Origin of the sequence: Acidithiobacillus acidisediminis, from assembly GCF_023277115.1 — a bacterium.
Taxonomy (GTDB): Bacteria; Pseudomonadota; Gammaproteobacteria; order Acidithiobacillales; family Acidithiobacillaceae; genus Igneacidithiobacillus; species Igneacidithiobacillus acidisediminis.
Map to the genome: position 1 here is coordinate 1,108,670 of NZ_JALQCS010000001.1, position 21,368 is coordinate 1,130,037.

Consider the following 21,368-nt stretch of genomic DNA (forward strand, 5'->3'; position numbering starts at 1 on the left):
CGTTACCATAAGTAAATGATCGATGCACGATAATAGTGCGTATAGTTTTTGTGCGCACATTTATGGTGCGAAAAATAGTTTGCCAGGGATAGATAAAGGGCTTGTTTCCAGTATGTTTTCGGCATGAATATTGCTAAGCCTAGAAATATGAAAAACAGGAGAAGACTGATGTGTAAAAATCGCCAGTTTACATTGAGGCTGAGTGTGTTAGCAGCTCTCTCGATAACTACTGTGTTACCACAATTAGCATTGGCAACGGTTGACGGGAAAGGTGTTGGTAAGGTTTACGAAATTCAAGGCGTAAAAAAGAATCTGTTGCGTATGGTCGATAAGGCAGCCTTGACCCATGTCAAGCCCGTTTATGGTGCTGAAACGGCGCTGATCCCCAAAGAGTTCATCAAGGGGCAGGAATCTACACAGAACGCGTCGACGATACTGAGTTTTGTACCAGGTATCAACGCAACTAGCACCAATCCGATTGGCGTCAAGACCCACATCTCGGTCCGCGGCTTTTCGCAGACCCAGGTCGGTTATACCTTTGATAATTTGCCGATTGCCGATCTATTCAATGGTGGGTTGTCGGGCGGCAATAATAACTATGCGGATTTGACCAACTTGATCCCGGTGACCTTGGGCGAGACTTCTGGCATCCGAGTCACCTACGGTACACCAGCCCCTGACATCAACTCGGTAGGTGCCATTGGCGGCAACATCGATTATCTGCCGCGGATGCCGGGCAAAGAGCTTTACGGCATGGTCTTTGGTGGCTATGGATCCTTTGCAACCTTGAACTATGGCGCGGAGGTCAACACGGGGGCTAAGGCAGGATACGGGAACCTCTTCGCCCGCTTCTCGTCACGACAGACCGATGGCTACCTGCACGGCGCCCACGATCGTCAATACTCCTACTATGCTGCCTATGATCTGCCGGAAATCTCTCCCACATCGAAATGGTCGCTGATTTTTCTGCTGAACAAGAATCAGGGCGCGACGCCGGCCCGAATGCCCACAGCGCTTCTGGACCAATATGGTCGCTATTATCAATGGCCGAGCAGTTTTACCTATTCCAATAGCAAGACTGAACACATGATGGCGGTGTTACAGAACAAAACCTTGCTCTCAGCAGACACTGTTCTAGGGGTGAAGGCCTTCTATGCGTTTTCCAATTCTGATCGCCTGGAGTATGTCAATCCCAATGCGAGCTCGCCCTACAATAGCTTTGTGACTTTTTACCTCAATCCAGCACAAACGGTCTGTCAGTATTCGGGTAATGATTTCATGGGTAACAGCTCGGCAGCTTGCCAAGCGCAAACCATCAATGGCGATAATTACCATAGCTATACTTATGAAACCAACACGTTCGGTGTGAATCCCTCGGTGCATTGGTTTCAGCACTATGTGGACCTCAAAGCCGGTGGTTTGGCCATGATTTCGACCTATCATTCTCAGGACTTTGTATACGGCTCTCCCGACGTGCCAAAGATATCTGGCTATAATGATCTTTGGAATGAGCATGGTTGGCGCATGTATAGCAAGTTATATGCGCAGGCAAAGATCAAGCCAGTATCCTCGGTGGCAATTACGCCAGGATTGAAATATGAAACAATGTATACGCATCTCAATGATGTTCCTGGATACTACTATTCGGTTGGCGCAAGCAGCGGGCGTAGCTATAGTGAACTGAGTCCCTATCTGGGAGTAGAATATAAACCCATACCCTCGGTAAAGCTGTTTGCTGATTATGCTGTCGGCTACAAATATCCGAATATTACCGCGTTCTATTCTGCCGACAGTAATGCTACTACGACTAGCCCTTCCACCCCAGTAACCATTAAACCAGAGCGGGTGAACACCTATCAGTTTGGTGCCCAATATCATCATGGTCCGGTGGAAGTAAGCGTTTCATTCTATCGCTCGGACTTTGTGCACACGTTTAGCTCATACTATGACACGACGACCGGACTGACTTATGAATACAACATTGGCTCGTCACAATATCAGGGCATCAATATCGCGACCCAGGTGGCCTTGGATCGCTATGTTTCTCTCTATGGCAACTACTCCCTGCAAAACGCCCAATACACCAGTAATTCTTCCAGTCAGTACGGGGTATCGACGAGCATTGGTGAGCCGCGTCCCAACACGCCCACCTACTTGGCGGGTATGGGGGTTCTGGCGCACTATGCTGGTACCAAGGGACGGCTTTATGCGAATCTGGTTGGGCCACAATATATTGAGGCGAGTACTGGTGCACCAACTGGGTATAGTATGCCCGCCTACGCAACCATGAGCTTCAACCTATCACACGAGTTTCCGGTGCATGAGGACGGCATTGACGACGTGACCCTGAGCCTCACTGGGGTGAATCTCTTGAATTCTGATGCGTATGTCATGGAAAAGCAGTTTGCTTACACCACCGGCACGGGAAATTATATTGAGGCCGAACCGATGATGCCAAGATCCTTCTTCGGCACTGTGCAAGTGAAATTCTAAAGGAAATTTACGCATACCCATTTGCCCTGGTTGTACAATGCGGCCAGGGCTACCCTCTTAGCTAGCGTGAGGCAGTGAAATTTCTCTGGCATCTGCTTTGTGGCTGCCCCAAGGTTTCTCACGGAGCTATGCATGGCGCGACGATGGAAATGCCTCCGTCAGTCGATGGTTTTCAGGACCTGCCGGAGCGTGGTTTGTATCCTGTCCAAATGCCCCGATTCGAGAATGAGCGGGGGAGATAGGGCAATGGTGTCTCCGGTCGCCCGGATCAGCAAGCCGGCGTCAAAGGCTTGCACTAACGCCGCATGGCCGCGTTCCCCTGGTTTCCCTGATCGCGGTTCTAGTTCGATGGCGGCCATGAGACCTAGGTTGCGGATATCTACCACATGGGGGAGCCCGGCTAGACTATGCACCATCGCTGCAAAGGATGGTGCCATTTGTGCGCCGCGAGTGAAGAGTCCCTCATTCTCATAGATGTCTAGGGTAGCCAAGCCTGCTGCGCAGGCGAGAGGATGCCCGGAATACGTATAGCCGTGAAAGAACTCTATTTGTTCGGCTGGCCCAGTCATCATGGTGTCGTGAATGGCGTTGCTGACAAAGACGGCACCCATGGGTACGGCGGCATTCGTCAATCCCTTGGCCGTCGTGAAGATATCAGGCACCACGTCAAAGAACTGGCTCGCGAATGGGGTTCCCAGACGCCCAAAGCCGGTAATGACTTCATCAAAGATGAGCAGAATGCCGTGCGCTGTGCAAATCTCCCGCAGGCGTTGTAGGTAGCCTGCGGGCGGGACGATGACCCCGACAGACCCTGCTACCGGCTCAATGATAACTGCGGCAATCCGTTCGGCGCCATGGTGACGGATCAGGGACTCCAAGGCGTCGGCCTGCTCCACACTATACGGTGGCATTCCTCGGCAGAAACGGTTGCGCTCTTGATCCAGGGTATGCGGCAGGTGGTCGACCCGCAGCAGGTTTCCAAAGGCGCGGCGGTTGTTGGGTAATCCGCCAACCGAAATTCCGCCAAAACCTACGCCATGGTAGGCCTTATCCCGGCCAATGAGTAGGGTTCGGTCTCCCTCTCCTCGCGCGTAGTGATAGGCGAGGGCGATCTTGAGAGCGGTATCGGCAGACTCAGACCCCGAATTGGTGAAAAAGACATGGTCAAGCCCCGCTGGAGTTTGCTGAATCAATCGCTCCGCAAAAGCGAAGGGGAGGGGATGTCCGATCTGGAAGGTGGGCGCAAAATCCATCTCTCTGCTTTGCTTGATGATGGCCTGCTGAATTTCCTGTCTACAGTGACCCGCGTTGACACACCAGAGGCCGGAGGTTGCGTCAAGAATTTCGCGCCCCTCGGTGTCCCAATAGAACATCCCTTTGGCACGTGCCAAGAGTCGGGGTTCTGCCTTGAACTGGCGGTTGGCGGTAAAAGGCATCCAGAAGGCATCGAACTGGGTTTCGGCAGTCATGGGTAAACGTGAGGTAGTGAGGATATTAAAAGGACGCAAGTAGTGTGCCTAAGTGATCCCGGTATTCTGATTACCGGCGAAATCTATGTCCGCACCAATTATGTGCATTCAATTTGGTGCAGATGCATTATTGTCGTGCGCGTCACCGTGAGGATCCGTATAAAAAATGTTCACACTATTACCAGTTTTATGAAACGGATAACTTCTGATTGTTGAGCCTATTCCTGTAACCTGTCACTGATTCCTATATGTGTTTGTATCTGGTCCCTGATATTTTTGATGGCATGAAGCTTGCCTGTTTGAACTTCAAAACAGATTATGAATTTCATTGCAAGGAAATCTCTATGGGTAGAGTAGTCAAAGCAGCTCTGATACAGGCCGCGCAGCCTGCAAACGCAGCAGAAATGACGCCTGCAGCGATCAAAGCAGAAATGGTGGGTCGGCATTTGCAGCATATAGAGGCAGCGGCTGCTCAGGGTGCGCAGGTGCTGTGCATGCAGGAGCTCTTTTATGGCCCATACTTCTGTCCCAGTCAGGATATTGCATGGTACTCGTTGACGGAGCTAGTTCCTGATGGACCTACCATAAAACTCATGCAGGAATATGCCAAAAAATATTCTATGGTTCTGGTGGTTCCGGTGTATGAATGGGAAATGGCCGGCGTTTACTATAATACGGCGGCAGTGATTGATGCGGATGGGAGTTATCTTGGGAAATATCGCAAGACCCATATCCCTCAAGTGCAAGGTTTTTGGGAAAAATTCTTTTTTCGGCCCGGGAACTTGGGATATCCCGTATTTCAGACGGCTTACGGAAAAGTTGGAGTGTACATTTGTTATGACCGACACTTTCCCGAAGGCGCGCGAGCACTGGGTCTGCACGGGGCGGAGATGGTGTTCAACCCTTCAGCGACGGTCGCAGGGCTGTCGGAGTATCTCTGGAAGCTGGAACAGCCTGCCCATGCGGCAGCAAATGGTTATTTTGTGGGTGCGATCAACCGGATTGGTACGGAAGCACCATGGAATATTGGGGAATTTTATGGACAAAGTTATTTCGCGAATCCCCGTGGACAGATTTTTTCCCAAGCCAGTCGAGACCAGGAAGAAGTGCTCGTGGCAGAGCTAGATTTGGACCAAATCAGAGAGGTACGTGATCTCTGGCAATTCTATCGCGACCGGCGCCCAGACCTGTATGGCCCATTGTGCGAACCTTGAGGACTAGATGGTATGGAGTGGAGTGCATTGACCGATCAGGCTGTAGCAGAGCGCCTTCGCGGAATGGAGCAAGTCCTGAGTCAGGAAGACTTGCCGGTGGAGGCGGAGCGGTGTTTTTACTGCTACGATGCTCCTTGTACGCAAGCGTGTCCGGCCGAGATCGATATTCCTGCCTTTATTCGCGCGTTGGCTGTCGAGCAGCCCGAGCGAGCCGCCGACATCATTCTGCGCGAAAACCCGCTGGGGATGAGTTGTGCTCGTGTTTGTCCGGTGGAGACGCTCTGTGAAAATGTGTGCGTGCGCTTGACTGATGCGGGGGGCGCGGTACGTATCGGTCTTTTGCAGCGTGCAGCAATGGCGGCATGGACGCCAAGGGCTAAAGAACGTCCACATCCTCTAGGTCAGCGGGTTGCGGTGGTAGGTGCTGGACCCGCCGGAATGACAGCTGCCAGGCTACTTGCTGAAGCGGGGGTGCAGGTCACCGTGTCGGATGCTGCGGGCCACCCGGGAGGTTTGAATGAGACCGGTATCGCGGCCTATAAAATGCTCGATGATGCCGCGCAGAAAGAAGCATCCTGGTTGCTGGACCATCCATCTATCGAATTTGTACGAGGGATCGCGTTGGGTTCGGATTTCACCTTGGCCTCCCTGCGTCAGCAATACCGAGCGGTGATTTTGGCGATTGGTCTGGCAGGGCAGCGACAATTGCGGATCCCTGGGGAGGACCTCCCCGGCGTATTGGCAGCAGTCCCGTTCATCGCTGCGATGCGGCGAGGTGAGGCCGTTCCGGTTGGTAAGAAAGTGGCGGTAATCGGAGGAGGGATGACGGCCATCGATATCGCTATCCAGATCCGACTCCTTGGTGCGGAAGAGGTGCATATCTGCTACCGGCGCGGCATCGAAGATATGGGAGCGAGCGCCCATGAGCGACAATTGGCGCAGGCACAGGGTGTGCTGATCCATCCGGGTCTACGGCCTTTGGAGGTTCGGCAGGCAGCAGATGGGGGCCTAGAGTTGATCATGGAGCCCCTGCGTGCAGGGGCCGAGGGTGCTTGGATTCCTGCGGGTAAGCCGGAGTGTTGGCAGGTCGATCAAATCTTCACCGCCATAGGCCAGTGCCTGGATCGCGGCGCCTGGGTGGAGGATGCAGAGCTCATGTCTCTGGCCTTGGACGCGCATGGTAAGATTGCTGTCGATGACGCAGGGCGTAGCAGTCTTCCCGATGTCTGGGCAGTAGGCGACTGCGCCGGGCGCAGCAGCGACCTCACCGTGCAGGCCGTCGCTGATGCCAAGAGAGCCGTGGTTTCCATACTGTCCGACTGGAAGCAGGAGGCCGCCTGATGGTATCCCTGCAGAGCACCTTCGCGGGCATTTCCTCCCTGAACCCCTTTTGGCTTGCTTCGGCTCCGCCGACCGATCGTGAGGTGAATGTCGAACGTGCCTTTGCCGCGGGCTGGGGCGGGGTGGTCTGGAAAACCTTGGGTATCGATCCACCCGTCGTCAACGTCAACGGCCCTCGGTATGGTTTTTGGCGCGGTGACAATCAGCGCGTGCAGGGGTTCAACAACATTGAACTGATCAGCGATCGGGCAATCGGTATCAATCTGGAAGAAATTGCCCGCGTCAAGGCGCGTTGGCCAGATCGCGCCTTGGTCGTGTCGGTGATGTTTCCCCTGGAGGAAGCGCATTGGGCGCGCTGGTTACCGGAAATCGAGGCCACAGGCGCGGACGGGATCGAATTGAATCTCGGCTGCCCGCACGGCATGTCAGAACGTGGCATGGGGTCGGCGATGGGGCAAGCACCACAATTGGTAGAGTCGGTGACCCGCATGGCCAAGCGGCACACCTCGCTGCCGGTGATTGTGAAGCTGACGCCCAATGTCACCGATATCACCTGGAGCGCAGCCGCAGCGAAGTCTGCCGGGGCAGACGCTGTGTCCTTGATCAACACCGTCAATTCTTTGATGGGCGTAGATCTGGATACCTTGGCGCCAACCCCCACGATTGACGGCAAGGGTACGCATGGAGGCTATTGTGGGCCGGGAGTAAAGCCTATTGCCCTGCACATGGTCGCCGAGATTGCCAGCTCTCCGAACCTGAGCGACCTGCCGATTTCCGGTATCGGTGGCGTAAGCAATTGGTCTGACGCAGCTGAGTTCCTTGTTCTTGGCGCTGGGAATGTGCAGGTTTGTACGGCAGCCATGCTCTATGGCTTCCGCATCATCGAGGACCTAGCGGAAGGCTTGGCAACGTGGATGGAGGGGAAGGGATATGGCACTTTGGCAGAGGTACAGGGGCGGGCGGTAGCCAATGTCAGTGACTGGAACCGTCTAAATCTGAACTATGTGACCAAGGCCGAGATTGATGCAGATCGTTGCATTGGCTGTGGCCGCTGCTTCATTGCCTGTGAGGACACTTCCCATCAGGCCATTATGCGTTCACCGCGTGCAAAGAATTATCAGGTCAAGCCAGAGGACTGTGTAGGCTGCAATCTTTGTGTTGCGGTTTGTCCAGTCCCGGGCTGTATCAGTATGTTGCCAATGCGCGCGGGGGTGGTGGACCCACGCACGGGATCGCTGGTATCTCTAGAGCCGTTGAACTGGACAGAGCACCCCAATAATCCTCTTCGGGGCAGTAGTGTCTCTCCTTTTCGGCTGGAGGAATAGCTGATGTCTCTGTTGATCAAAAATGGCACAGTAGTCAATGCGGACCGCAGTTTCAGCGCGGACGTGCTGTGTGAGGGTGGGAGAATCGTGGCCGTAGAGCCAGGCTTATCGACGCTGGGTATAGAGACCGTCATCGACGCTCGGGGACAGTTGGTCATGCCGGGCGGAATCGATCCCCACACCCATATGCAGCTGCCCTTCATGGGCACAGTAGCGAGTGAAGATTTCTACTCTGGCACGGCCGCGGCCTTGGCAGGCGGCACGACGATGATCATCGATTTTGTCATTCCCAGCCCGGGCGAACGCCTGCTCGATGCCTACCATAAGTGGCGGCAATGGGCGGAAAAAAGTTGCTGCGATTATTCCTTTCACGTCGCGGTAACGTGGTGGGATGAATCCGTGTACGACGATATGGGCACCCTGGTTCGCGACTGGGGGGTCAATAGCTTCAAGCATTTTATGGCCTATAAGGGCGCCATCATGGCCGATGATGGCGTGCTCACCCAAAGTTTCCCCCGTGCCCTGGAATTGGGGGCCTTGCCCACGGTCCATGCGGAAAATGGCGAACTGGTGGACTATCTACAAAAATTGCTCTTGAAGAAGGGCATCGTGGGCCCTGAGGGACATCCCCAATCCCGCCCACCCAAAGTGGAAGGCGAAGCGGCGCAGCGGGTCATCCAGATCGCCAGCATTCTGGGGGTGCCCCTGTATCTGGTGCATAATTCCGTCATAGAGTCCGTGGACGCCATAGCTGCTGCAAGGCGTCAGGGACAACGGGTATTTGGCGAATGCCTCACCCAACATCTCCTGATCGATGAGTCCGTCTATTACGATCGGGACTGGGGCCGCGCTGCCGCCCACGTCATGAGCCCGCCATTCCGCCCGCGGGCGCACCAAGAGGCACTCTGGGACGCCCTGTCCGGCGGTGTGCTGCAGACCACGGCAACGGACCACTGTTGCTTTTGTGGCGAGCAAAAGGCCATGGGGCGAGAGGACTTTGCCAAAATCCCCAACGGCACGGGGGGGGTAGAGGACCGCATGGCGGTGCTGTGGCACCACGGCGTCAACATGGGTCGTCTATCGCCGAATGACTTTGTGGCCCTCACATCCAGCAACGCAGCGCGGATTTTTAATCTCTATCCCCGCAAAGGGGTAGTGCAGCCAGGCGCGGATGCCGATCTGGTCGTCTGGGATCCGAGCCTACGACGCACGATTCGCGCCGAGACCCAACACCAGCGGGTCGATTTCAATGTCTTTGAGGGCATGGAAGTCACCGGTGGCCCAGCGTACACCGTGAGCAATGGTCAAATGGCCTGTGCCGACGGAAAGCTATTGGCAACCGCAGGTGCCGGTAGGTACGTGGATCGGCCCGCGTTTCCGGCCTATATGGAAGCCCAACGGCGCCAGAATGAACGGCATCCCATGCGTTCCGTGGCGCGTTCAACTGCTGCCAGTTCGGCATGGAGACCATGACCATGGCTACGGATACGCCGGCAACCCAGGGGGCGATCGCCGTTCCCGAGGGGGCAGATTGGGAGGCTTTGTGCGCGGAGGCGGAACAGTCGCCTTTGTACAATGGGGACTTGGCGCCGATTCCCCAGTCGCGGCGTAGCTGGGGCACCTGGAACTACACGGCCCTCTGGATCAGTATGTCCGCAGCCTTGACCAATTACACCCTGGCCTCGGGTTTGATGGCAGCGGGTATGCTTTGGTGGCAGGCGCTGATCACCATCACCTTGGGCAATCTGATTGTATTGGTCCCGATGTTGTTGAACGCCTGGGTGGGGGTGCGCTTTGGCATCCCTTTCCCGGTGTTTGTGCGCGCTGCCTTTGGCACCGAGGGCGCCAAGGTCGCGGCCATGGCCCGCGGGCTGGTGGGCTGTGGCTGGTTTGGTATCCAGACCTGGCTCGGTGGTTTGGCATTGTCCACGCTCCTGGGGCATTTCTGGGCGGCGTGGGGAGGCGTTGCGGGCCATGAATTTCTGGCCTTTGGGGCATTTTGGCTGGTGCAGATGGCCATCGTTTCCCGTGGCATGGGGGCGATCAAGCGCTTTGAAAGTGGTGCAGCGCCGATTCTTCTGTTTTTGTTGTTGGCCTTGATGATTTGGGCGCTCAGTGTTGGACCTGGCTTTCTCGCCACGCTTCAGGCATCCACCCAATTATCTGCGCCGTCGTCTTACACGTTTTGGGAGCTGTTCTGGCCAGGCCTCGCCGCCAACGTGGGGAATTGGGCGACTCTGAGTCTGAACATTCCCGATTTTACCCGCTACGCCACCTCCCAGCGCGCCCAGTTGATTGGCCAGTCTATTGGCTTGCCCCTAGGAATGATGGGCACGAGTTTTGTCGGATTGTTTGTCACTGCGGCTGCCCTTGGCGTTTTTCATCAGGCCTTGTGGAACCCCATCGAACTGATTCCCCATATCACCCATAACGGACTGCTCTTGCTCCTCGCCCTTGGTGTCATCCTGCTGGCTCAGACCAGCATCAACATGGGCGCCAATGTAGTTTCCCCTTCTAACGACTTTTCCAACCTGGCGCCGCGCTGGATCAGTTTCCGCATGGGCGGATGGATGACGGGTATCGTGGGAATCTTGATGTGCCCATGGCTTTTGATGGAGCATGCGGGCGCCTACATTTTTACTTGGCTGGCGGGATATGGGAGTTTACTGGGCGCGATTGCTGGGGTGATGATTGCGGACTATTGGTTATGGCGTAGGCAGGATCTGATGCTTAGAGAACTGTACCGGGTGCAGAGCTCCTACGGCCGGTGGAACTGGCCAGCGTTCGTCGCCATGGCGGTGGCCATTTTGCCCTTGATCCCCGGATTCCTGACCGCAGCCGGGACCCCCGGCGGTATCGTCAAAAACCCCGATTTTCTGGATCGTATCTATACCTATGGCTGGTTATGGACCTTTGGGGTAGCGGGAGTAGGCTACCTTATCCTGCAGCTGGGCCGCCGCCGTCGGGCACCACGGAGGCAGTATGCCTGATTCCGTGCACAGGACTCCGCCTCCGGTAGAAATCACCCAAGTAGAGAGTTTCGGCGTCGCACCCGTGCCCGATGCATACCGCAACATGGGCCCGGGGATGCTCTTCCTCATCTGGGCACTGGCTTCCGCCTCGGCAACCACGCCAGTGATCGGGCTCCTCCTCAAAAATGTGGGTTTAACCCATTTTGTCTATTTGGTCCTTCTCGCAACGGCGGTGGGTTTTCTGCCGGGGTTGCTGCTAGCCCACATGGGACGCCAGGTGCCCATCATCTCCATGATCATGGCCCGGCGCACCTTTGGCATGGCCGGTGCTACCCTCATGGCGCTCCTGTATACCGTTGTTGGTGCCGGGTGGTTTGGCTTGAATACCGATGTGGGCGGCCGGATTCTGGATAGTCTGTTTCCGGGGTACGGTCTCACCTGGTACCTGTTGCTAGGGGCGCTACAGATCGGTCTGGTTTTTTTTGGTATGGAAGTCCTGGAAAAGTTTTATAAATATACGGCAGTACTGTTTTTGCTCTGCTACGCCGTGCTCACCTGGTATCTGTTTTCTCGCTACGCGTTTACCTTGCCCGTAGCCGACGGCGCGGTCCCTTGGGGCCGAGACATTGATCTGATTCTCAGTTTCAGTCTATTGGCGTGGGCCTACGACTTCCCTACGGTCACTCGATTCTGTACGCCTTGGGTTCCTGGCGAGGCCATGTCTCGCTCTCTACAGTATGCGGCCATGCCCGCTTTGGGCGTCATGTCCGCGGTCTTGTTCATGGGCATTTTGGGTCTGGTGGCCTTAGAGATGACCGGTGATTGGAATATCGCTTTGCTGGGCAAAGAGTTGCCCGTGTGGGGAGAAATCTCGGCGGTGGGCGTTATCCTCGCCATTGCCCACACCAACGCCATGAACCTCTACCCGGCAGTGACCAAACTCTTGGCCGTCGTCAATGTTGCCGAACGCCAGAGCCCGGCGTGGCTGCAGCCCCTAGTAGTGATCAGTTTGGGATGTTTTTCTACCTTGCTGGCCATACTTGGTATTCTGAATGTTATCGAGGGGTTCCTGAACGTCTTGGGCGAATTATTGTTTCCCTTTACCTTCATCTTGGTGGTTGATTGGTTTCATGGGCGTTACTACCGCATGCCTGCAGCCCAGTTTTATCCCGGTGGGAGGGGCGCACCCAAGGTCTGGTCCTGGCCGGCCTTGTGGGCCCTATTCGCCCTGCTGTTGGCCATTGGCATGGATCAGATGGTGGGAGCCTGGATTCCGGCATCCTGGCAGCCTGCCTTGCCCTGGCAAGTATTGTCTGCCCTATTGGCGGCGTTGCTCTATGGTGCAGGATTGCTCTTGTGGGGTAAAACGTGGACTTGGGAGGTAGCATGACGCGAGCGCCATCTCCTGCGGGGCCATTATCACCTGTGGCACCCGAACAATTGATCGCACTGCGCCGAGCCGCCTCACAGGCACTGGAACGCGCCTATGCGCCTTATTCCCGTTACCGAGTGGGTGCCGCGCTACTCACCAAAACCGGAGACATTGTCCCTGGCGCTAATGTGGAAAATGCCGCCTATCCCTCCGGCCTCTGTGCTGAGGCCTCCGCTATTGGTCACCTGGTCGCAACTTTGGGGGTCATGCCCTTGCGTGCTGCTTTCATCGTCTGCCAAGGCGACAAACCCGCCTGGCCTTGTGGTAGCTGCCGTCAGCGCCTCAACGAGTTCGCTCTCCCGGAGCTATGGATTTTTACCGCTACCTGGGAAGGGCCAGTGGAAGGGGCTGCCTTTTCGAGCTTGTTCCCCCATAGTTTCGGTCCCCAGAATCTGGGTCGGGCGGAACTCGGTCAATGATCAAGACGCTTGCGGCCCCTATTCGAGGTTACCTACCCTCGGATTATCCTCATGATGTCTACCAGTCTCCCACCGACAATTTTCATTGCACAGAAATGCTGAGCGTGCCGTGCCGGGTGCGCGACGCCCGCGAAGATCTCCACCGCTCCTCCACATCCTCGCTCCTTGAGCAATCGGGCTTTACCTTGGCATCGGGCAGACGGGTAGAGTATGGGCAGGCGGACTTCCAGGCAAAGACCTTCCGTGATGCCTGTGAGGTGGTGGAATCCCTGCTACCGAGCACGATGCACACCCTGTTTGCACAGTCCCAATATATGACCCTGCGGCGGTCCCAGGAGGGCGGCGTTGTGCCGTGCCTGCATGCAGATTACAGCCGATCCGCCGAAGAGTACTGGCGTACCCTGGCGTGTTTCACCAGCCTCGATAACGCCAATGCATGGAAGGAGCGTTTTGCCTGTGCTGACGTTCGCGCCTATCAGGTCTTCAATGTGTGGAGGGTATTGCAGCCGGATTACGACGACTTCATGCCCTTGGGGATGGTAAGCAGGGAGAGCGTCGTCTCGCGGGATATTGTCCTTGGGCGGGAAGCATTGCCGGGCAGTCCAGATGGTCAACTCAGCAATTTTTTACGCCTGCGTTATTCCGCGGACCATGACTGGTGCTATTTTTCGTCTATGCGGGACGATGAAATGATCGTCTTTCAATCCTTTTCTCTCGATAAGGACCCCTCCGTCCCGGTCACCGCAGGCTGCTTTCACGCTGCGGTGGATAATTCTGAGGCATCTTTCCGCCGCCCGAGCCGGATCAGCTGCGAATATCGGATTGGGGTTTTTCTGAGCTAGGGGTCATAGACTGTCATGGCTAAGGCCTGATGCCTGGGTTGTGGGAACAGTTCTTCGATCCATCAAAAGTCAAGATCCAAAATAAACACGCCCATGTACTATATGATATAGACTTTCTGGTTCTCGGCTATTGCAGTTACTGTTGCACTTTTTGAATCTCTAATAGGAAAAAAAAGCACTTTAATTCCATCCTTCTATTGTTGTTTACTGGCCACAGTAAAAGTAGCGCGGGTACCGATGTAGGAGAATGTGATATCTCCGGGGCCAGAGCGGTCCTTTGAATATGGGAGTTTATTGTGAACTATTGGAGGGAGACGAAATGAAAAGAAGTGCTCGGAAGTGTGGGCGTAGACTGCGACAGAACTATTTATTAACGGCGCTGTGGTCGGCGCTTCCCTTGGTCTATGTAGGCCAGGTAATGGCAGCCGACGTAGCCCCGGTGGTGCCAGTGACGGCAACTGCAGAAAGTACTGCGGTGGTAACGAATATCCAAGGGGTAAAGCGTATTGCTCCGCCGGAGAAAGCAGTCACCTCAGTCAACAAGAAAACGGTAGAACATGCCTCTCCAGCACAGAACTTTCAGTCAGTATTGAAGCATGTGCCAGGAATGAATGTCATCTCCCAGGGGCCGGGAAATCTTTCTGCCACTGATAACGAATTTACGTACCAAGGGTTCACCAGCAGTCAGATGGCCTCTAACTTTGACGGGGTACCGATCATCAATACCTTTCGTGGTGGTGCGGGGGGCACTGGTAGTGACCACGCCTACACGCCGCTGACCATGGGCCAGATCTCTACGGTCAAGGTCTACAGCGGTGCCAATCAGCCATCACAAAATGGTATCAATTCACTTGGCGGAACGATTTCTTATGAGCCGGCACTGCCGACCGAAGACTTCTATGTGGACATGAACGCCTCGGGTGGAAAGTATGGATATCGCGGAGGAAACTATACTTCTGGATTCGCGGTGAATTCTGGTGCATTGCCGGGCACTGGAACGGAAATGTTGTTCAAGTACTCCTATACCCATGCCCCCAGTTTTCTGAATAATATTTACGCGGATATTAATTCCTACTATGCTGCTGTCGTACAGCCCTATAACAATGGCTTGTCGCAGATCAAGTTGGTAGCGGTATACAACAATGAACAGGCACGTCAACCGTCTTTGGTGCCGCTCGCACTGATCAGCAAATATGGTCGCTCCTATCAGGCGCCGCTGGGTGTGGCATACAGTGCTACGCACACCCACGCACTGAATGTAATTATGTCCTGGAAGAGTCTCCTTAACGAATACATGATGGCCAAAACCAAAGTGTTCATTCAGCAACAGGCAGCAAATCGGACTTCATTCACCAATGCTGCCTACTATAATCCGAGCCATTACGGCTATGCCTTCTATCAAGGCTACCCAGTAGGAACCAATCTGGAGCCTTGGGCCTCCCCGCCATCACAGAACAATAGCTACGATCCTGCTGCATTGTTTGGCTCTGGCATCAATGGTACTCAGTACCATAATTATATTGACGATATTCAGAGTGTCGGCTTCCTGCCTTCCGTATCAATATTTGCGCCGCACAATACGGTAGAGTTGGGTGCTATGGTAGACTATAGTCAAGATCATAGCGCTGAATATTGGTATGGCAGTAGTCCAGTGCCCAACATCGATGGATATAACAATGCTTGGGACGAGCACGATACCAGAAATTACAATTATGTCTATCTGCAGGATAACATTGACCTCCTTGACGGCAAGTTGCATGTTTATCCTGGGGTGAAGTATAACATCGTCAGCACTGGTTGTGATGATGTGACTGGCTATTACTATACCTATGGTGGCCATGTGGACAACACCTACTACTTTTGGGAGCCGTCTCTTGGCTTTTCATATACGCCCATCCATGACGTCAACCTATTCTTTAGTGTAGGTAAGACCAATAAAGTCCCCAACATCAGCGCGTATTACTCGGCGATTGGTGTCAGTCCCACTCCAGCCGCGATTAGTGTAAAGCCGGAAGGGGATATCAGCTATGACTTCGGTGCGCGATATTCAGGACCCTACTTCTCCGGCAGTCTGTCCTTCTTTCGTAGAAACTTCAGTAACATCTTCAGCGAGTATTATGACTCGGCGACGGGCCAAACCTTTGAATACAATAATGGCTCTGCCCTGTATCAAGGTGTGACCTTGGGGTTGGATATTCCTGTAGAAGATCATGTGGGGTTGTTTGGTTCGTATAACTATACCAGCGCCAAATATGCCACATTATCCGTGGGCACCAATGGCACCTCGTATCCAGGGGAGTATCGCCCCTACGTGCCTACTTACACGGCGTCGGCGGGAGTGAAGTATCAGAGTGGTGGTCTGTATGCAGCGCTTACCGGGCACTTTGTTGGTCGCCAATATATGGCCACCAACAAGGGCCAGACCATTGGGCTGACGTTGCCAGCCTATGACACCTTGGACTTTTCTGCATCTTATGAGTTACCAGTGCATTGGCAAATGATCAAATCGGTCAAATTGGGGCTGTATGCGGATAATATCCTCAATAACAATTATCTGGTCTACGCCGAGCAGGTGCTGAAGCCATTCTCTTACCTCCAGGGTCAGGCAGGGGCACCCGTTTTTGTTGGTGGGAATGTCAGCGTGCGTTTTGATTGAGCCTGGGCATACCGCGGTGATCTACTAGTAGGTAGGGAGAGGAGATGGTCCTCTCCCTTTTTTCGGAGCGCGCGATGATTAAAAAATGGTTGGTGATTGGAGTGCGTGTTGGCGTTGGGGTGGGACTTGTCTGTGGGGTAGTGGATTCTGCGCTAGCAAAGGATGGGGTAGCGAATGTTGCCGCAGTGAATCTTCCGATCAGATCATTCTCTTCACCCACTGTCGGGATCATGCTCCCGAGCAGTCCTGACACCTATTCCCAGTATGTCCAGGTGATGAAGGGCACGCAATACTATAAAATCGGCCTATTCACTTATGCAACAGGAAAAATAGACGGCGTCGCGGTTGTGCTATCGTCACCGCCTCCGATTGGCAGTTTTAGCATGACGGCTATAGACACCTACTTGATGGAAACAACGTTTCGTCCAAAGATGCTCATCGATCCAGGCACGGCAGGTTCCCATCTACCGATGCTGACCATGGGCGATGTGGTCATTGGCGCCAGGGTAGTGAATTTCAGTAATTACATGACTACAGCGGCGGGTAAGGTCGTCCCAGGGCAGTTTACAGCGTTGGTTAGCGATAAAGAGGGATACAAAGACGGTAATCCTAACCCGGAATATCTATATAGCGCGCCACGATTAGTCGCCATGGCGTACCGGGCGGCGAACTCGGTTGCACAATTTACGCCATCTGCCATCTTACACGCCAAAGACGGACGCCGTCCCTGGATCATGGAATATGGCACTCAGGGATCGGGCGCCGCGTGGTTGCGGAACGTGGATGCTATCAGGGCAAGTACGGAGGTATTTCATGAGGTGGATGAGGCCGGGAATTATCCCATCGCATTGGTGTCGTCGTTGACGAAGACGCCTTTTGTGGAGATCCATACCATATCCGATGCGGCAATGAATGTACCGACAAAGATGGATGGCTATTTTCATCGTTGTTCCGTTTATGCCCAGGAGCGTTCCAATCGCATTGTGTTGCAGATGATAAAGGAAATGGCGCATGACAAAGCGGAGACCCAAGGAGGGGACATTGGCGGATACGCTAATCCGTACCCCCGTGGGGTCTTCAAACAAGCCGTGGTGGCGCCCAAGGAAGTACAGGACTGGACCAAAAAGAATGGCGTCCTTCGTTGACGTTCGCCACGGCCTTCCGGCAAGACGCCGTTAGCTCGCACGCTGTTTGCCGCCCGGGAATGCAGCGCACATGGCGCTAGCATTCCCGATGGATTACTCCACTTCTCCCGCCTGATAAGCCGCCAATGGTGCATGATGCGCCTTGGCGAGCTTGTGCAGATACGTCATCACGTGATGGTAGCTCTTGTCCCCCTCACTGCCAATCCATTCCTGACGCATCTGCTCAGGCCCAGGCACCTTGAGTAAGGCGGTTGGGGAATAGCTCTCGCCCTTCGCTGGAGGGGGAAGACTCGCTCCCGTTTGGGTTTGATGCTCCACAAACCAGTGCTTTACCCAGTTGGGGGAAAGATAGTGACCAGTGGCACCGGCCTCTCGACGCATGAGGGTGTAGTTGTCACAGGTCCCTGGATTGAAAGCCAGGGGAACTTGCATGGGCAGCATGGGGACCTCTGCATCATCGGGATGCCGGCGCCAAATGCCTGCAAACACCGAGGCATTCTGATCCCACTGAGACATGGGCGGGAGCCCAAAGATTGCTTCTGTCGTTTTCAGAATATTGACCTGGGAGTAGCGGCGGGTTTCCAGATGGCCGCGCTTGACCCAGGGCCCCAGTGCCACGGCAAAGGTGCGATGGGCGTTGATGTGATCCGCACCCGATTGCGCGTCATCTTCGGTGAGGAACACCACCATATGTTTCCACTCTGGAGTGGTGGAGAGATAGTGCACGAACTCTGCCGTAGCATGATCGTTGTTGGCGACATAATAATCCGGCGTGTAGTAGCAGGGCTGCCGACCCGCTGTATGGTCATCGGGTAGCCAGATGTAGACAAAATGTGGGAAGGCCTTGCCCGGATGGGCCTTGAGCCAGGAGATTGCCTTTTTCGCGCGATAGGTATCGAGAATCATGCGGTCCCAGCCGGGGAAGCTGGTAGCCAAGTGGGTCTTCATGGCAGCGGAGATATTGCCCGCCTCAGAGCGTGACACAAATTCCCCAAAGTCTTCAAAGGGGATATGGTGCTGCAGCAGGTCATTGAAAATGAATAGTCTCCCTGGATAGCTGATCCACGGGTTCGACCACTTACCCAGGGCCGACAGATTGTCGTAGATGGCATAGGGATTATCCACCCCTTGAGGTATGCCCCCAGTCCCTGTAGCGCCCCCAGGTACCAGGGATTGTGTCCAGCCAGGATTGGCCACCAGACCTCGGCCGGAATAGTACTCTGGCCAGGTCCGCTGGACGAAGTCGGAATCTGAGGCCGCCGTGGTCCACTGATGACCTTGTGCTGTTACTTCACCATCCGCCATGAAGTTCACGAACAAGGTGTCATGTTTTGCCCAGGAGAAGAGATTGGGCAGTTCCTTGGGATGATAGAGCGCTAACTGCGGATCGGCGCGCGCGCCGGCGGGTTGGTAGTCTCCCAGGTCCTCGTCAAAGGTCTTATTCTCGCGCAAGATGAAGACCACATAGCGAATGTGCTGACGCAAGAAATGGGTGACTTTGACGTCGGCTTCATGACGCGCAGTGCGTTGTGCCGTGGTAAATCCATCATTATGCAGCGCGGTTTCTGTCCATGCGGGTAGGTGTGCAGAAAGATCCTGCAGCGATACCTGTTGGATGAGCCCATCCATCATATCGCCCACCCACTGGTGTTCCACATTGGGCCCAGACCCCAGGCCTTTGGCGGCCGCAATATATAGTGTCCCCTGATGTTCAGTGAGCGCCGTGGGATACCAACCCGTGGGGATCAAGCCGAGTGGCTTGCCACTATGCAAATCGAAGACCGCAACATCATCATTGCCGGCGTTTGCCACGAAGACTCGGTCATGCCAAACCATCACGTCGTCGGGATAACTTCCGGGAGGGGCATCGGGGTAGGGGCTGTCGTTCAGATAGCCGGTGGTTTTCAGCGTCTGAGTATCTACGCGTGCCACACGGTCCACGTTGGCAAGCGCGACGAGTACGTCTGGCGTACCTGGAACCGCCGCCAATGCCGTGGGATGCACACCCGCCCCACGGTTATTCGGGCCCGTATCCGGCCCCACCGACACCGTACCGACCAGCTTCCAGGCCGCTCGATCAATGACCGCGACCGCATTGCCTCCCCAGAGACTGACCACCAACCTGCTTCCACCGTCTGCCAGGCATACGGCAAATGGGTAGGGACCGACGTTCAAATAGGTGGTCTGTCCCGTGACCAGATCAATCCTGGCCAGGCTGTTGGCCAGCATGCCGGTCACATACGCATAGTGCTCGTGCGGACTCAGCACCACCGCGTCCGGGTAGAAGAGCTTTGGCTTTCCGTTGTCATGACTCTGATACTCATAGGGGTATTGGTCTTTGGGGAAAGACTGCCACTCGAGTGGATAGCGATGGATGACGGTGAAGTGTTTCCCCCGCTCTTGCAAGGCCAATACATCGTCGCTGAAGCCTCCGGCTACGTACACTCGCCCATCCTTCCCCGTGGCCAAGCCCTGGAAAAAGCTTTGATGACCAATGCTGGTGGTACCGGGTAAAGCCGTTTTCTTATCGACATCGCCTTTGAAGCCCACCGCCTGTCCGAGCTTTTTCAGGGTCTGCCCATCATACAGGGTGACCGCTTGGGTCCGGGTGGCGCCATTGTTCAAGGTAAGTACATCATGCCCTAGGGCCTGAATGTCGGTGACAAAGTTGGGCGCGCCATTGATGCTTCCCACTGGCGACACAATCCGGCCCGTGGGTAGGACGTGAGTATAGTCGCCTTCGTTGGCAGCGGTCAGCTCTACCGCGGCGGTCACATCGCGGGTGTTTTCTGCAGCCGTGTAGGCATGGGCACTCTGTGGCAAGATCCACGGCAGTGCGGCAAACAGGGATAGCCAAAGAGTACGTGTTCTAAATTTCATAGTTATATTTGTCCTCTATGTTGTGAAGGTATCCATTCTACTTGATGCCGCCCAGCATCGAGCAGATTGTCGTTTTATAAATGGCTCAAAAGCGTTCCCAATCAGAGGCGAAGCTCATCCGGACAGTCCATGCAGAGTGACATGGGCTACACTACATGGGAAGCGCCTCAGCGTGAAGGGTACAGCATGGCTATGAACCGCATCCAATTTCAGCTGAGTCTGGTGATGACGGAGTTTTTTGAGGATTACAGCACTGGGGCAAAGCCGCTCTGCGGTACCATGGGTTGCTCGCTGATTCAAGGAGTTTTGTGCGGGGCCTGCTGGCACTGGACCTCCCTGATGGCGGGCATCTAAATGCAAGCCATATCCGAACGAGAGGACCGCAATACGCTTAGCGGTCAGTGGCGAAAGATGTGCCCACTAAGCGACGCTTATCACCGTGTACAAGCTGTATCTACCTATTCGGAGTCCTGATGGTGAGTTCCTGAGTTATTCTCGTGCGCCGTGGTAATGGCCGATGACCAGAAGACGCTCCACCACACCCTCATCCGACAGACCAGCAGGGGAATCTATAGGACGCCCAGCGGCGAAAAACTTGCAGAGATTATGCCCAAAACTAGAGCAAGGCATCAGGATTATCATTGGCTTATAGGATTCTCGCGCACGACTCGGTATCAAGTGAAGGCTTTGTCGTGAGATGATTCCGTACTTAGTTGAGCTTTGTGACATTTTTCGCATAAAATGTCGGCACGGAATGTCTTGGCAGGCTCTGTGGGTCCGTAAGGACGCGCGCGGGGGCAGTCCAGGCGCCGGTGTTTTGGATTTATTTTTGCTCGTTATTCCACCCGAAATGAGGAGACCGTTATGAGCAAGCTGACCACCACGTTGAAAGTTGCTGCCCTGATTCTGCCATTAGGTCTGGCTGGTTGTGCCACCAATTCTGATTTGGCCAAGGTTTCTGCCAAGGCAGATGCGGCACAGTCTACCGCCAACGAGGCCCTGGCCAAGGCCAATGCCGCTCAGAATACTGCCAATGATGCCCTGAGCAAGGCGAATGCCGCGCAGAGCACCGCTGACCAGGCGATGAGCACCGCCAATGCCGCCAACCAGAAGGCTGAAGAGGCCAATGAGAAGGTGGAGCGGATGTTCAAGAAGGCGATGATGAAGTAAGGCTTTCCCC

Annotated in this window: 15 protein-coding genes; 13 read left to right on the plus strand and 2 right to left on the minus strand. The window is 54.8% G+C overall.

Translation table 11 applies throughout. From position 1 onward, the window contains the following. Positions 1 to 168: 168 nt before the first annotated feature. Complete coding sequence (locus tag M5D89_RS05725) at positions 169 to 2,493, plus strand: TonB-dependent receptor (RefSeq protein ID WP_248884878.1); 2,325 nt, start codon at positions 169 to 171, stop codon at positions 2,491 to 2,493. Between the two features lie 158 nt (positions 2,494 to 2,651). Here the strand turns inward: M5D89_RS05725 and aptA are convergent, their stop codons facing one another. After that, positions 2,652 to 3,962 (minus strand): omega-aminotransferase AptA, encoded by a 1,311-nt coding sequence (gene aptA, locus M5D89_RS05730; protein WP_248884879.1) that lies wholly within the window; start codon positions 3,960 to 3,962, stop codon positions 2,652 to 2,654. Positions 3,963 to 4,210: 248 nt separating this feature from the next. On the opposite strand from aptA, the gene M5D89_RS05735 reads away from it, so the two are divergent. The 10 genes from M5D89_RS05735 to M5D89_RS05785 all read left to right on the plus strand — a co-directional run bounded on the left by M5D89_RS05735 (position 4,211) and on the right by M5D89_RS05785 (position 17,308). Further along, positions 4,211 to 5,176 (plus strand): nitrilase-related carbon-nitrogen hydrolase, encoded by a 966-nt coding sequence (locus M5D89_RS05735; RefSeq protein ID WP_248884880.1) that lies wholly within the window; start codon positions 4,211 to 4,213, stop codon positions 5,174 to 5,176. Positions 5,177 to 5,203: 27 nt separating this feature from the next. Beyond that, positions 5,204 to 6,517 (plus strand): FAD-dependent oxidoreductase, encoded by a 1,314-nt coding sequence (locus tag M5D89_RS05745; RefSeq protein ID WP_283102963.1) that lies wholly within the window; start codon positions 5,204 to 5,206, stop codon positions 6,515 to 6,517. Beyond that, complete coding sequence (gene preA, locus M5D89_RS05750) at positions 6,517 to 7,842, plus strand: NAD-dependent dihydropyrimidine dehydrogenase subunit PreA (RefSeq protein ID WP_248884881.1); 1,326 nt, start codon at positions 6,517 to 6,519, stop codon at positions 7,840 to 7,842. The genes M5D89_RS05745 and preA overlap by 1 nt, the downstream gene beginning before the upstream one ends. Positions 7,843 to 7,845: 3 nt before the next feature. Next, on the plus strand, positions 7,846 to 9,315 hold the full coding sequence (gene hydA / locus M5D89_RS05755) for a dihydropyrimidinase (protein ID WP_248884882.1): 1,470 nt from the start codon (positions 7,846 to 7,848) through the stop codon (positions 9,313 to 9,315). Positions 9,316 to 9,317: 2 nt separating this feature from the next. Beyond that, entirely contained in the window at positions 9,318 to 10,832 is a 1,515-nt protein-coding gene (locus M5D89_RS05760) for an NCS1 family nucleobase:cation symporter-1 (protein WP_248884883.1), read from the plus strand. After that, positions 10,825 to 12,204 (plus strand): purine-cytosine permease family protein, encoded by a 1,380-nt coding sequence (locus M5D89_RS05765; RefSeq protein ID WP_248884884.1) that lies wholly within the window; start codon positions 10,825 to 10,827, stop codon positions 12,202 to 12,204. The genes M5D89_RS05760 and M5D89_RS05765 overlap by 8 nt, the downstream gene beginning before the upstream one ends. Further along, a complete protein-coding gene (cdd, locus tag M5D89_RS05770) occupies positions 12,201 to 12,665 on the plus strand; it encodes a cytidine deaminase (protein ID WP_248884885.1) in 465 nt (154 codons plus the stop codon). The genes M5D89_RS05765 and cdd overlap by 4 nt, the downstream gene beginning before the upstream one ends. Continuing rightward, on the plus strand, positions 12,662 to 13,507 hold the full coding sequence (locus tag M5D89_RS05775; protein WP_248884886.1) for a CmcJ/NvfI family oxidoreductase: 846 nt from the start codon (positions 12,662 to 12,664) through the stop codon (positions 13,505 to 13,507). The genes cdd and M5D89_RS05775 overlap by 4 nt, the downstream gene beginning before the upstream one ends. A 319-nt stretch (positions 13,508 to 13,826) precedes the next feature. Continuing rightward, positions 13,827 to 16,163, plus strand: coding sequence for a TonB-dependent receptor (locus M5D89_RS05780; RefSeq protein ID WP_248884887.1), 2,337 nt, complete (start codon positions 13,827 to 13,829; stop codon positions 16,161 to 16,163). 44 nt (positions 16,164 to 16,207) lie between these two features. Continuing rightward, complete coding sequence (locus M5D89_RS05785) at positions 16,208 to 17,308, plus strand: phosphorylase family protein (protein ID WP_248884888.1); 1,101 nt, start codon at positions 16,208 to 16,210, stop codon at positions 17,306 to 17,308. Positions 17,309 to 17,401: 93 nt separating this feature from the next. Here M5D89_RS05785 and M5D89_RS05790 read toward each other — a convergent pair whose 3' ends face one another. Next, positions 17,402 to 20,188, minus strand: coding sequence for a bifunctional YncE family protein/alkaline phosphatase family protein (locus M5D89_RS05790; protein WP_248884889.1), 2,787 nt, complete (start codon positions 20,186 to 20,188; stop codon positions 17,402 to 17,404). A 141-nt stretch (positions 20,189 to 20,329) separates the two neighbouring features. On the opposite strand from M5D89_RS05790, the gene M5D89_RS05795 reads away from it, so the two are divergent. After that, positions 20,330 to 20,542 carry a hypothetical protein gene (locus M5D89_RS05795; protein WP_248884890.1) on the plus strand — a complete coding sequence of 71 codons (213 nt, stop codon included), beginning with the start codon at positions 20,330 to 20,332 and terminating at the stop codon, positions 20,540 to 20,542. Positions 20,543 to 21,052: 510 nt separating this feature from the next. Then, positions 21,053 to 21,358, plus strand: a complete 306-nt coding sequence (locus M5D89_RS05800; RefSeq protein ID WP_248884891.1) for an Lpp/OprI family alanine-zipper lipoprotein — start codon at positions 21,053 to 21,055, stop codon at positions 21,356 to 21,358. The last annotated feature ends 10 nt before the right edge of the window (positions 21,359 to 21,368 follow it).